Annotated in this window: 12 protein-coding genes; all 12 read left to right on the top strand. The window is 46.1% G+C overall.

What is annotated here, in order from left to right; genetic code table 11:
- The first annotated feature begins 165 nt into the window (after positions 1 to 165).
- Positions 166 to 990: an MIP/aquaporin family protein gene (locus KNQ07_RS06765; RefSeq protein ID WP_214765644.1), complete on the top strand. Its 825-nt coding sequence runs from the start codon at positions 166 to 168 to the stop codon at positions 988 to 990.
- Between the two features lie 34 nt (positions 991 to 1,024).
- On the top strand, positions 1,025 to 2,515 hold the full coding sequence (gene glpK, locus KNQ07_RS06760; RefSeq protein WP_214765641.1) for a glycerol kinase GlpK: 1,491 nt from the start codon (positions 1,025 to 1,027) through the stop codon (positions 2,513 to 2,515).
- A 134-nt stretch (positions 2,516 to 2,649) separates the two neighbouring features.
- Positions 2,650 to 4,305 carry a glycerol-3-phosphate dehydrogenase/oxidase gene (locus tag KNQ07_RS06755; RefSeq protein WP_214765638.1) on the top strand — a complete coding sequence of 552 codons (1,656 nt, stop codon included), beginning with the start codon at positions 2,650 to 2,652 and terminating at the stop codon, positions 4,303 to 4,305.
- 354 nt (positions 4,306 to 4,659) lie between these two features.
- Positions 4,660 to 5,343: a DsbA family oxidoreductase gene (locus KNQ07_RS06750; protein ID WP_214765635.1), complete on the top strand. Its 684-nt coding sequence runs from the start codon at positions 4,660 to 4,662 to the stop codon at positions 5,341 to 5,343.
- A gap of 30 nt (positions 5,344 to 5,373) precedes the next feature.
- Positions 5,374 to 6,363, top strand: coding sequence for a lipoate--protein ligase (gene lplA / locus KNQ07_RS06745; RefSeq protein WP_012369623.1), 990 nt, complete (start codon positions 5,374 to 5,376; stop codon positions 6,361 to 6,363).
- Between the two features lie 51 nt (positions 6,364 to 6,414).
- Entirely contained in the window at positions 6,415 to 7,302 is an 888-nt protein-coding gene (locus KNQ07_RS06740; protein WP_012369624.1) for an SDR family oxidoreductase, read from the top strand.
- 125 nt (positions 7,303 to 7,427) lie between these two features.
- Positions 7,428 to 8,972 (top strand): fatty acid--CoA ligase family protein, encoded by a 1,545-nt coding sequence (locus KNQ07_RS06735; RefSeq protein ID WP_214765731.1) that lies wholly within the window; start codon positions 7,428 to 7,430, stop codon positions 8,970 to 8,972.
- Between the two features lie 75 nt (positions 8,973 to 9,047).
- On the top strand, positions 9,048 to 9,482 hold the full coding sequence (locus tag KNQ07_RS06730; RefSeq protein WP_012369626.1) for a methylglyoxal synthase: 435 nt from the start codon (positions 9,048 to 9,050) through the stop codon (positions 9,480 to 9,482).
- A 97-nt stretch (positions 9,483 to 9,579) separates the two neighbouring features.
- The gene (locus tag KNQ07_RS06725) at positions 9,580 to 9,735 is read left to right on the top strand and encodes a hypothetical protein (RefSeq protein WP_167315838.1); all 156 of its coding nucleotides are present in this window, start codon (positions 9,580 to 9,582) and stop codon (positions 9,733 to 9,735) included.
- Positions 9,736 to 9,860: 125 nt separating this feature from the next.
- Positions 9,861 to 10,526, top strand: coding sequence for a response regulator transcription factor (locus tag KNQ07_RS06720; protein ID WP_012369628.1), 666 nt, complete (start codon positions 9,861 to 9,863; stop codon positions 10,524 to 10,526).
- Positions 10,523 to 11,896 (top strand): sensor histidine kinase, encoded by a 1,374-nt coding sequence (locus KNQ07_RS06715; RefSeq protein ID WP_214765633.1) that lies wholly within the window; start codon positions 10,523 to 10,525, stop codon positions 11,894 to 11,896. The genes KNQ07_RS06720 and KNQ07_RS06715 overlap by 4 nt, the downstream gene beginning before the upstream one ends.
- Before the next feature lie 119 nt (positions 11,897 to 12,015).
- Positions 12,016 to 12,501 (top strand): competence protein ComK, encoded by a 486-nt coding sequence (locus KNQ07_RS06710; protein WP_012369630.1) that lies wholly within the window; start codon positions 12,016 to 12,018, stop codon positions 12,499 to 12,501.
- Positions 12,502 to 12,520: the final 19 nt, after the last annotated feature.

The raw sequence follows: 12,520 nt of genomic DNA, 5'->3' as shown, positions 1-12,520 counted from the left end.
ATCGTTTGACAGCGTTTTCATCGATTGTTATAGTGAAAACAAGTTGATACGAAGTGACGGAGAAACAGGAGATTCACGCTTTCACGCTTTTTGAGAACATACAAAAAGCCGAGGCGGGAATCTCTTTTTTTTGTTGCTTTTTTCACATACAAAGGGGGAAATCATATGTCACCGGTACTAGCAGAATTTTTAGGGACAGCGCTTCTCGTCGCATTCGGGAACGGTGTCGGAGCAGGTGTTACATTAACGAAATCCTACGCAAAAGATGCCGGCTGGATTGTCATTACGTTAGCCTGGGGATTTGCGGTAGCGCTCTCTGCCTATGCAGTCGGTCAATTCAGTGGCGCTCACTTGAATCCGGCTGTCACACTTGGTCTTGCTTTTGACGGATCATTTGCCTGGGCGGATGTTCCGGGATACATCGTGGCACAAATATTAGGCGGAATTGCCGGAGCAAGTATTGTCTTCGTTCATTACCTGCCACACTGGGCAGAAACAAAAGATCCGGCGGCAAAACTGGGTGTGTTCGCGACATCACCTGCGATTCCCCATACATTTGCCAATGTCATGAGTGAATTGATTGCGACATTTTTACTTGTTATCGGGATTTTATCAATCGGAGCCAATACGTTTTCAGACGGTCTGAATCCATTGGTTGTCGGTGTCTTGATTGTCGGTCTCGGAATGTCATTTGGAGGAACGACCGGCTACGCCATGAATCCGGCACGTGATTTAGGTCCGCGGATTGCACACTTTATCCTGCCGATTGCAGGAAAAGGTTCTTCTAACTGGGGTTACGCCTGGATTCCGGTTCTTGGTCCGGTTCTTGGCGGAAGTCTCGGTGGATTGTTTTACCGATCCGTCTTTTCTGGGAAAGATACACCGGCATTTGTGATTGTCGGACTTGTGACAATCGTCATATTAGGTTTATGCTATAAATTCGGTGTTCGTCCGAATAAATCAACGTCAGTGAAGTCGAAGTCAGCTTAAGCTTAACTTACTAGATACAAAGGATGGGGAAGAGATGGAGAACTACATTTTGTCATTAGATCAAGGAACAACGAGTACACGGGCGATTTTATTCAACCGTGCCGGAGAAATCGTTCATTCCGCACAACGTGAGTTTACGCAATACTTTCCAAAACCAGGTTGGGTTGAACACAATGCCAATGAAATTTGGGGAAGTATCCTTGCTGTTGTGGCAACCTGTTTGACGGAAGCTAACGTTAAAGCGACCCAAATCGCCGGGATCGGAATCACGAACCAACGGGAAACAGCGGTCGTCTGGGAAAAAGAGACAGGAAAGCCGATTCATAATGCAGTTGTCTGGCAATCGAGACAAACAGCTGAGATTTGTGACGAGTTGCGTAGTGCCGGTCATGCCGAATTATTCCGGGCAAAAACAGGTTTATTGATTGATGCCTATTTCTCTGGAACAAAGGTCAAGTGGATTTTGGATCACGTTGAAGGTTCACGGGAACGGGCAGAACGTGGTGAACTGTTGTTTGGAACAATTGATACATGGCTGATTTGGAAGTTGTCAGGCGGTAAAGCCCATGTCACGGATTATTCCAATGCCAGCCGGACGTTGATGTATAACATCCATGAACTGAAATGGGATGACGAATTACTTCAGCTTCTCGATGTTCCGAAAGCGATGCTTCCTGAAGTCCGTCCGTCTTCTGAAGTTTATGCCCATACAGCTGGCTATCACTTCTTCGGTGAATCGGTTCCGATTGCCGGAGCTGCCGGAGATCAACAGGCTGCGCTATTCGGTCAAGCTTGTTTCGAAAAAGGAATGGCGAAAAACACATACGGAACGGGATGCTTTATGTTGCTGAACACAGGTGATAAAGCCGTGACATCGGAACACGGTCTTCTGACGACAATCGCATGGGGCATCGACGGTAAAGTCCAGTATGCGCTCGAAGGCAGTATTTTTGTCGCCGGTTCAGCGATTCAATGGTTACGCGACGGACTTCGTCTCATTAATGATGCGAAGGAAACAGAAACTTACGCGACACGTGTGACATCGTCAGACGGCGTCTACGTCGTGCCTGCTTTTGTCGGTCTCGGAACACCTTACTGGGACAGCGATGTTCGTGGTGCAGTCTTCGGTCTGACGCGCGGAACGGAAAAAGAACACTTCATCCGGGCGACACTTGAATCACTGGCTTATCAGACGCGTGACGTTCTTACGGCGATGGAGCAGGATTCCGGAATCGAAATGTCTGCTTTACGTGTCGACGGTGGTGCTGTCAAAAATGATTTCCTCATGCAATTCCAGAGTGATATCATCCAGGCACCGGTCGAACGTCCGGAAATTAATGAGACGACGGCTCTCGGAGCAGCGTACCTTGCAGGTCTTGCCGTCGGATTCTTTGAAAATCAAGAGCAGATCGCAGCACACTGGAAGATGGATCGTCGTTTTGAGATGAACATGGCGGAAGCCGAAAGCGAAGATCTTTACGCTGGATGGAAAAAAGCAGTTCAAGCGGCAATGTTGTTTAAATGATGTGACATATGTTATAGTCAAGATAAGTTAATAAACCGGTCGGAGAATATGGAGAGACCACAGCAACAGTTGACACCGTCAGTCTGTTTGTTGTGGTCTCTTTTTTTTCGAACCCAAAACAGGAGGAACTATTCATGGCAAACCAACCATTTTCAAGCAAAAACCGTGCAGAGGTCTACAATCGATTAACGCGTGAAGAACTTGATCTACTTGTCGTAGGTGGAGGAATCACGGGAGCAGGAATCGCTCTTGATGCCGCGTCACGTGGCATGAAGATTGGACTCGTTGAAATGCAAGACTTCGCAGCCGGAACGTCAAGCCGTTCAACGAAATTGGTGCATGGTGGTTTACGTTATTTAAAACAATTTGAAATTCAAATGGTCGCTGAAGTCGGTAAAGAACGGGCGATCGTGTATGAGAACGGACCACACGTCACGACACCGGAATGGATGTTGTTACCGATGCACAAAGGCGGTACATTCGGACCGTTCAGTACGTCAATCGGATTACGGGTGTATGATTTCTTAGCAGGTGTCAAACGTTCGGAATGGCGTTCGATGTTGTCGGCAAAAGAAACATTGGCGAAAGAGCCGCTCGTGAAACAGGACGGTCTAAAAGGCGGCGGTTATTACGTCGAGTATCGAACAGATGATGCCCGTTTGACGATTGAAGTCATGAAAGAAGCCGTTGCGCACGGAGCACGTGTCATCAACTACACGAAAGCGGAAGAAATTCTGTATGAAAACGGAAAAGTCGTCGGGATGCGCGTGACGGATCTCGCGACAGGGGACGTTCATGAAATTCGTGCGAAAAAAGTCGTTAATGCAACCGGTCCTTGGGTCGATGAATTGCGTGAAAAAGACGGTTCAAAAGTCGGAAAGCAACTCCGTTTGACAAAAGGGGTTCACGTCGTCATCGATCAGTCAAAATTCCCGTTAAAACAAGCTGTTTACTTTGATACACCGGACGGTCGGATGATCTTCGCAATTCCGCGTGACGGAAAAGCATACGTCGGAACAACGGATACGTTCTTCGACAAAGATACATCGCATCCGAAGTTTACAGTCGAAGACCAGAATTATGTCTTAGACGCAATTCATTATATGTTCCCTAATGTCAAAGTGACAGCAGAAGATGTGGAATCGAGCTGGGCCGGTGTTCGTCCGTTGATTTACGAACAAGGCAAAGATCCATCTGAAATTTCACGGAAAGACGAAGTTTGGCAGTCTGAATCCGGTTTAATTACAATCGCCGGCGGAAAACTGACCGGCTACCGTAAAATGGGCGAGCATGTCGTCGATCTCGTCGCAAAACTTCTCAAAAAAGAAGAAAATGTCGCGTATGCCCGTTGTGCAACAAAAAACATGCCGATTTCAGGCGGTCATGTCGGAGGAGCAGCCGGATATGCGAAGTTCTTGAAATCACAAGCACCGGCAAACGGATTAACGTCGGAAGAAGTCTTGTTCCTTGCGAAACGCTACGGTTCAAACGTACCGGTTGTTTTGGAATATGCGGCAGAGTATGATGCGGCGGAAACAGAATTACCGCGTGATGTTTACGCACAACTCTATTACGGTATCAATCACGAGATGGTAGCCCGTCCAATTGACTTCTTCATCCGTCGGACCGGCGCAGTCTTCTTTGATATTGCATGGGCACGTCAGCACAAAGAAGCCGTCATCAAAGAGATGGCTCGTCACTTGAACTGGACAGCTGCACAAACAGCAGAGTATACAAAAGAACTCGAGATTGAAATCGAAGATGCGGCGCACGCACTCGTCACAGAATAAATCTTGGTTCGACAAAAGGGGCTGACTCAAAAGTCAGATTCTACAAAGAAAAGGGTGGCAGAATTGGAATCTGCCACCCTTTTTGCGTTAAAAAAGAAACACTCTTTTCACGCCACTCCTACAGGGAAAAGCGCAATTTTGCGCTTTCAGAGACAAACAAGACCCGGGTTTTTGCCTGAACGAGGCAGAAATACTGGCTTGTGTCTCGCCTGAGGAAAAGGCGTAAAAGAATGAGTGTTTCTTTTTTGAGTCAGCCCCTTTTTGCTGTCGTCTGGAATCAGATTCATTGCAAGCAACTGTCCGGACGATTATGCTAAATGTACATGATAACTAGTATGAAGGAGATGGAACGAAATGAAAGTTGAAGTCTGGTCAGATTATGCCTGCCCGTTTTGTTATATCGGTAAAAAACGTTTGGAAAAAGCCATTCAGGAGAATGGAGCGACAAATGTCGAGGTGGAATTTAAAAGTTTTGAACTCGATCCGTCAGCACCGGAAACACCGACAATGGGATTGTACGACATCCTGGCATCCAAGTACGGGACATCCGTCGATCAAGCCCGATCAATGTCGCAAGGCGTCGTGGATGCCGCGAAAACGGATGGTCTGTTTTATGAGATGGACCGTGTTGTTCCTGCCAACACATTTAAAGCTCACCGCCTGACCCAACTTGCGAAAAAGCATGATAAAATGGACGAGGTATCAGAAGAATTATTCCAAGCCTATTTCATGAACGGTGAGAACTTAAATGATGACTCGATTTTGACAAGAATCGCGACTGCTGTCGGACTGGATCCTGCAACTGTGGAAGCTTTTCTCGCATCAGAGGAGTCTTCCGATGAAGTACGTCAAGAAGAAGAAATGGCCCGTGAACTTGGTGTGACGGGTGTGCCATTTTTCGTATTTGACCGGAAATATGCCATTTCAGGCGCACAACCTGTTGAAGCATTCAGTCAAGTGCTGGAACGGATCCAGCAAGAACAAAAAGTGGAAATCGTAGCTGAAGGTGACGCGTGTGGAGTCGACGGCTGTAACTAAATTTGATTGCTAAAGGAGTACAAGAAACTTATGAAATTCATTTTCCATCCCGATATTCACGATGCACGGATCAATCTTGCTGTCGAGGACTTCATCCTAAATAATCTGAACGTCAACGAAGAAGATTATTTCCTGTTTTATATTAACGGTCCATCGATCATCGTCGGTAAAAATCAAAACACGAGTGAAGAAGTCAACTTGAAATACATTGAGGAAAACGGAATTCATGTCGTTCGTCGTTTGTCCGGTGGCGGTGCCGTTTATCATGATCACGGGAACTTAAACTTCAGCTTCCTGACGAAAGATGACGGTGATTCATTTAACAACTATAAAAAGTTCACGGAACCGGTTGTGCAAGCCTTACACAAACTCGGAGTCGAAGCAGAGTTGTCAGGTCGCAATGATATCCATGTCGGAACCCGGAAAATCAGCGGGAACGCCCAATTTACGACTAAAGGCCGGATGTTCAGCCACGGAACACTGATGCTTGATTCCAACATCGAGGAAGTCGTCAATGCCTTGGTCGTCAGTGAAGAAAAAATGCGTTCCAAAGGGATTAAATCGGTCCGGAGCCGGGTCGCGAATATTTCTGAATTTTTGACGGAACCGTTGACGATGGATCAATTCGTCGAGCATCTCCTGGAATCGATTTATGAAGGAAAAGAGATGGAGCGGTACGTCTTAACCGATGAAGACTGGGCAAAAGTCCATGCGATTTCCGCTGAACGGTACGGAAACTGGGATTGGAATTTCGGTAAATCACCGAAGTTTGATGTGATTCATAAAAAACGTTTCCCGATCGGAACGATTGATTTCCGCCTGAATGTGAAAAAGGGAATCATCGAAGAAGCGAAAATTTACGGCGACTTCTTCGGAGTCGAGGATGCTTCGGAAATTGCTCGGGCGTTGGAAGGAAAACGGTATGACCGCTCTTCATTACGTGAAGTCCTGAGTCAGTACGAATTGAAGAAATATTTCGGAGCTGTTGAGCTGGACGAAGTGCTTGACGTTTTAGCATAAGCTTTTTTGGGAAAACTCTCTCTATCAACTTGCATAGGGGGAGCTTTTTTCATGGGCTACAACAAAGATAACTTTTTAGAGGGTACATTAAACGACTTCATCAACTTTGAAAAAGTTTCGGAAGGTCTGCCAAAAACGGAAGATCAACAGCCGTTGCCGTATTATGAACGGGATGATTACCGCGCTGCCGGGAAATTAAAAGGAAAAGTCGCGATCGTAACGGGTGGTAATTCAGGAATCGGACGTGCGATCTCAATCGCCTATACATTGGAAGGTGCTAAAATCGTCATTGCATTCTACGGCGATCAGGAAGGCGCGGAGGAAACAAAAGCCCGTCTTGAAGAGCTCGGTGGAGAAGTGTTGCTGTCTCAAGGAGACATCGGAGACGGTGCCTATTGTGAAGAACTTGTCAAAAAAACCATCGACCGTTTTGGTCGTCTTGATATTGTCGTCAACAATGCGAGTATGCAAAAACCGGAAGATTCGTTGCTCGACATCACAGATGAATCGATGGAAAAAACATTCAAAACAAATATTTTCGGAATGATGCGTCTAGCACGGGCAGCCTTGCCTCACTTGACGCTCGGCTCAGCTATCATCAATACGACGTCTTCGACAGCATATGAAGGAAACTCCCTCTTAATTGATTATTCGTCGACGAAAGGAGCCATCGTCAGCTTCACACGCAGTCTGTCGATGAACCTGGCGAAACAGGGAATCCGCGTCAATGCAGTTGCCCCAGGTCCAATCTGGACACCATTGATCACAGATACGTTCCCGGATGAATCGGTCAAAACGTTTGGTAAAAACACGCCGATGGATCGCCCCGGACAACCGGCAGAAATGGCTTCTGCTTACGTCTTCTTGGCTTGTAACGATTCGAGTTATATGACGGGTCAAGTCTTGCATCTAAACGGCGGCGTCATCGTCAACGGTTAAAAAGAAAGAACGTGAAAACGTTTCCATAAAATGCTACACTATCCATACAGGCGGACACGTCATGTATGGATTTTTTTTACGCTAAAAATGAACGGTTATTCATTCGAAGGGGGAAGCTAGTTATGATGGGATTGATTCATTCGGTGGAAGAAACGGCTCGGCAACGTCCGGACAGCATCGCCTACGTATTTGAAGATGTCGCAGTCAGTTATCGTGAATTTGTTGAGAAGTTTCACCGGGCAGCCGGAGCACTCGAATCACATGGAATTCGAAAAGGAGATCACGTTGCTCTAATCCTTGGAAACAGTCCGACTTTTTTGATCGGATATTATGCCGTGATGAAGCAAGGGGCAATTGCGATACCGATCAATCCAACGTATACACCGGATGAGCTCGGTTATATTCTGATGAACGGGGATGTCAAAGGGATTCTCGGAATTGCACCACTTGTCGAAGCGGCAAAAGAGCGATTGATTCATTTACCGCATCTTGCCGTCGTCGTGTCCGTTCCGTTTAACGGTCAAGTCGGTCCGGAAGAACAGCTTGGAACTGTTCAATTTACAACGCTTGAACGTTGGTTGGAGATTGAACATCCGACCGAGGAAGTAACGTATGAAATGGATGAGACAGCCGTCATTCTTTATACGAGCGGGACGACAGGGAAACCAAAAGGAGCGATGTTATCACATCGGAACCTGACTTCGAATGCCCGTTCCATCGGCGAGTACTTAAATGTTTCGGAACAGGATCGGACACTCGCTGTATTACCGATGTTCCATGTTTTTTGTCTGACGGTCGTCGTCAATGCATCGCTTGCACACGGCGCAGCCATTATCATCGCTTCACGTTTTTCACCTCAGGAGACATTTGAACTGGCGAAAAAGGAACAGGTGACGATTTTTGCCGGTGTACCGACCATGTATAATTTCCTGTTGCAGACGGTTAAGGCGCATCCGGAATATACGAGTGCATTTGAATCCATCCGCTTATTCGTATCGGGTGGAGCAAGTCTGCCGGTTCCGTTATTGCAAGCCTTTGACGAAACCTTTAACTGTCATATCCTTGAAGGATATGGTCTGTCAGAAGCTTCTCCCGTCACCTGTTTTAATCCGCTCGACGGCGTGCAAAAGCCGGGCTCGATCGGCCCTTCGATCGTGAATGTTGAAAATAAAGTTGTGGACGAACTCGGGCAGGAAGTTCCGGTCGGACAAGTCGGTGAACTGATTGTCCGTGGACCAAACATCATGACGGGTTATTACAAAATGCCGGAAGAAACACAAGCGACGTTAAAAGAAGGCTGGCTCTATACCGGTGACTTGGCGAGACAGGACGAGGATGGTTACTTCTATATCGTCGACCGGAAAAAAGATATGATCATCGTCGGCGGTTATAACGTCTATCCGCGTGAAGTCGAGGAAGTATTGTACCAGCATCCGAAAGTCGTCGAAGCAGCCGTCATCGGTGTACCGGACGAAGAAATGGGAGAAGCAGTCAAAGCGTTTGTTGTCGTTCGTGAACCATTGACCGAATCGGAAATCATGGACTTCTGTGCCGTTTCACTTGCCAAGTATAAATGTCCAACGCGGATTGAATTCATTGATCAACTGCCGCGAAATACGACCGGTAAGATTTTACGGACAGTTTTGAAAAAACAACCGACCAATTCGTAAATCTACTGTAGAAAAAAGAACTTCAGGTTTCTGAAGTTCTTTTTGTGTGCATATAGGTAAAGAGGGGGAGAGCAAATGAATATTGCCTTAATTGCACACGATGAGAAAAAAGACGAGATGATGATGTTTACACGGGCATATGAAGCCTACTTTGCCAAAAACACCTTATATGCCACGGGTACGACAGGGCAACGGATCATGGAGGCGACCGCATTGACGGTCCACCGCTGTAAGTCGGGACCGCTCGGCGGCGATCAGGAAATCGGGGCGATGGTTGCCCGTGGAGAAATTGATATCGTCATTTTTTTGCGGGACCCACTGACCGCCCAACCCCACGAACCGGACGTATCGGCGTTGATCCGGTTATGTGATGTTTACGATTTGCCGCTTGCGACAAATGTCGGAACCGCCGAAATTTTGATAAACGGATTGGAACAGGGAGAGTTTCAATGGCGGGAAATCATTCGGAAACGTCATGAAGAAGAACAGCGGAAATTTTTAACCGATTAATTCTCTGAGAATGCTTCTCATTTTCTATCAAGCATGATATAGTCATCTTGAGGATGATACTGATTATCAATTGCGATAGAAAAGGGTGGCGAAAATAATGGAGATTATTTTAATGACTGGTGTGACCGTCTTGCTTGGTGGCGGTGTCACGTTCCTGACACACATCGTGAAAACGGAACGTCGTCATGTATCAGCAAATACAAAAACACAGGTAGAACGTGCGACATATCCATCGTTGCGCCTTGTAAAATAATTAAGTCTAACGTACGCCGCTCTTTTCTTTAGAAAAGAGCGTTTTTTTGTATAATTTTAGATTCTCCCATAATTCTGCGGAAATCCTTTGTTACACTGAAAAAAAGAACTTAAGCAGGAGTGATGATGATGCATACGATTTATTTAGTTGACGATGAAGTGAACTTGAACCGCGTCTTGGTCAAGTATTTGGAACAGGAAGGCTGGCAAGTAAAATCGTTTACGTCCGGGGAAGCGGCAGCATCCGCCATCATTGAAAAACCTGATTTATGGATCCTTGATATCATGTTACCGGACCTTGACGGGTTCCAGTTGATCAAACGGATTAAAGCCCACGACGAGACGACACCGGTCATCTTTATCTCGGCCCGGGATGAAGACATCGATAAAATCATCGGACTAGAGATGGGGTCGGACGATTACATCGCAAAACCGTTTTTGCCGCGTGAACTCGTCATTCGTGTAAAGAAAATTTTAGCACGGGCATATGCGACTCCTAAAACTGGTCTCATCCGGTATGGAGACTACACGATTTATCCGGAAAAACGAATCATCGAAGAAAATGGTCAGGAAATTGATTTGACCTCAAAAGAATATGATTTATTGATTCTGTTTGCTACGCAAATCGGAACACCGATGTCGCGGGAACAAATTTTAGTGAGCGTCTGGGGAGACGATTACTTTGGATCGGATCGTGTCGTCGATGACCTTGTCCGACGGGTCCGAAAAAAACTTTCCAAATTGGAACTTGAAACCATTTACGGGATTGGATACCGTCTGGTGGCTGCATGAAAAATCGGAGTCTGGGTTTTCAAATCTGGGCGATGTTCCTGCTCGTCATTGCAACACTCTCCATTGTCATATTAATCGTCATGCGCTCATCGATTGGTAATTTCATTGATGAGCAAGTTTATGCGACGTTAGAAAACAGTGAAGTCTTTTTCTCGGAAGATGCCTCTGTCATCGAGATGTTACAAGACAATCCGATCGAATTCGATCGACGGAAACAGGAATCACGCTCTGTCAATGTCTTATTGTTATCGAAAAATGGAAAGTTGTATTATGGCGGGGCACCGCAACAGCTGGTCAATCAAATGTATCGTGATGCGATTGACCAGGAAAAAGAAATGCAAAAATATACGACCCGTCTGGATAAAGAGGATGTCTACTACAGCATCTTAAAGATGGAGATTAAAGGTGAGACCTATTACCGTGTTTCGTACGTCTGGGATGCGTATCGCCAGGAACTGATCACCCAGTTATTTTCGAAAATCGGTTGGGTGGTCGCGATTGTCAGCATCCTGACCTTGTTCATCGCCTTTTGGCTTGCCAGACGGTTGACCCATCCTTTAATCGAGATTGAGCGGGCAGTCGGCAAGATAGCGGCACAGAAGTGGGATACGCCTCTTCCTCTTGATCGCGGGGATGAAATTGGACGATTGGCCCGTTCAGTCGACGCGATGCGAATGGATTTGGAAAAACAGGATAAAGCGCAAAAATCCCTGCTCCAAAATATCTCACATGATTTGAAAACACCAATCATGGTCATTCGCAGTTACGCCCAGTCGATTTCGGACGGAATTTATCCGGACGGTGATTTGACAGGTTCTGTTTCCGTCATCGAAGAGGAAGCGGAACGCTTGGAGAAAAAAGTCGCGGCCTTGTTGTATGTAACGAAACTGGATTACTTTGAACTGGATCGTTCAACATGGGACCATGTCGACCTGGACCGGATGGTTCACTTGCTTCAAAAGCGGTTTGTCGGGACAAAAGCGTTAACGTGGAAGATCACCGGGGAAGCGGGCATCGTGTTAGGGGAAGGGGAACAATTGCGTGTAGCACTGGAAAATGTGCTGGATAATGCGATTCGTTATGCGGAGTCCACCATTGAAATTCGCCTTTCCGGCACCCGGCAGACGGCTACTGTCGAAATTCTGAATGACGGTCCGCCGTTAGAGGCGTCTTCTCCGCTGTTCCATCAATTTTCACGTGGAAAAGAAGGCAAGTTTGGCCTTGGATTATATATCGTCAAACGGATTGTCGAACGGCATGAAGGAGAAGTGACGATTGAAAATCTCATTACGGGAAATGAACAAAATAAAGTTTGTGTGAAATTTAATTTTCCACGACATTTTCAGGAAGAATCATCCGGAAAAAAATAAGATCTTAAAAAACGAGATAGTCATATCTCGTTTTTTATTTTGGGAAATAATGAGAATGTCCAAACGAAGTCATGTGGAATTTGATATAACGATACTAATACAAGAAGGGAGAAATCAGGATGCGACATAAAATTACAGAAGAAACATTGGCCCTCGTACCGAAATATGGCCCATACGGGGAACCGCAAACCTTACTTATTCAAGAACAGTCGGAAGTCGTATTAGAAGGCCATCCGATTAAGTTGATTGAAGAATCCTGTTTATATTTTGGTTCATCGATGCGTGGAAGAATCGAAGCGGCTCGACATATCCTGGGACCGAATCGAAAGACACCGGTTTTGATTGATTGGAAGGCGCAAACGATTTTCTTCCCGACGACCGCAAAAGAGAAGGCGGAATGTATTTGGATCAATTTTAAACAGATGAAGACTGTTCAAAAAAAGGGGAATACTGTTCAAGTGGAGTTTCAAACAGGACAACGAATCGATACCGATGCCTCAGCCTACAGTATCGAACGACAACGGATCAAAACGTTGGAACTAGCGTATGAAATGCAACGGAGATTTCAGGAAGAACGACCGATGACGTTTAATAAAGCACGATAAGTGGAACATTCTAACAGGA

Origin of the sequence: Exiguobacterium sp. s145 (assembly GCF_018618835.1) — a bacterium.
Lineage (GTDB): Bacteria > Bacillota > Bacilli > Exiguobacteriales > Exiguobacteriaceae > Exiguobacterium_A > Exiguobacterium_A artemiae.
This window is presented reverse-complemented; position numbering and strand designations above follow the sequence as displayed.

Bases quoted from the DNA above. Each gene is read 5' to 3' on its own strand.
- KNQ07_RS06765 (WP_214765644.1), top strand. From the start codon at position 166: ATGTCACCGGTACTAGCAGAATTTTTAGGGACAGCGCTTCTCGTCGCA.
- glpK (WP_214765641.1), top strand. From the start codon at position 1,025: ATGGAGAACTACATTTTGTCATTAGATCAAGGAACAACGAGTACACGG.
- KNQ07_RS06755 (WP_214765638.1), top strand. From the start codon at position 2,650: ATGGCAAACCAACCATTTTCAAGCAAAAACCGTGCAGAGGTCTACAAT.
- KNQ07_RS06750 (WP_214765635.1), top strand. From the start codon at position 4,660: ATGAAAGTTGAAGTCTGGTCAGATTATGCCTGCCCGTTTTGTTATATC.
- lplA (WP_012369623.1), top strand. From the start codon at position 5,374: ATGAAATTCATTTTCCATCCCGATATTCACGATGCACGGATCAATCTT.
- KNQ07_RS06740 (WP_012369624.1), top strand. From the start codon at position 6,415: ATGGGCTACAACAAAGATAACTTTTTAGAGGGTACATTAAACGACTTC.
- KNQ07_RS06735 (WP_214765731.1), top strand. From the start codon at position 7,428: ATGGGATTGATTCATTCGGTGGAAGAAACGGCTCGGCAACGTCCGGAC.
- KNQ07_RS06730 (WP_012369626.1), top strand. From the start codon at position 9,048: ATGAATATTGCCTTAATTGCACACGATGAGAAAAAAGACGAGATGATG.
- KNQ07_RS06725 (WP_167315838.1), top strand. From the start codon at position 9,580: ATGGAGATTATTTTAATGACTGGTGTGACCGTCTTGCTTGGTGGCGGT.
- KNQ07_RS06720 (WP_012369628.1), top strand. From the start codon at position 9,861: ATGATGCATACGATTTATTTAGTTGACGATGAAGTGAACTTGAACCGC.
- KNQ07_RS06715 (WP_214765633.1), top strand. From the start codon at position 10,523: ATGAAAAATCGGAGTCTGGGTTTTCAAATCTGGGCGATGTTCCTGCTC.
- KNQ07_RS06710 (WP_012369630.1), top strand. From the start codon at position 12,016: ATGCGACATAAAATTACAGAAGAAACATTGGCCCTCGTACCGAAATAT.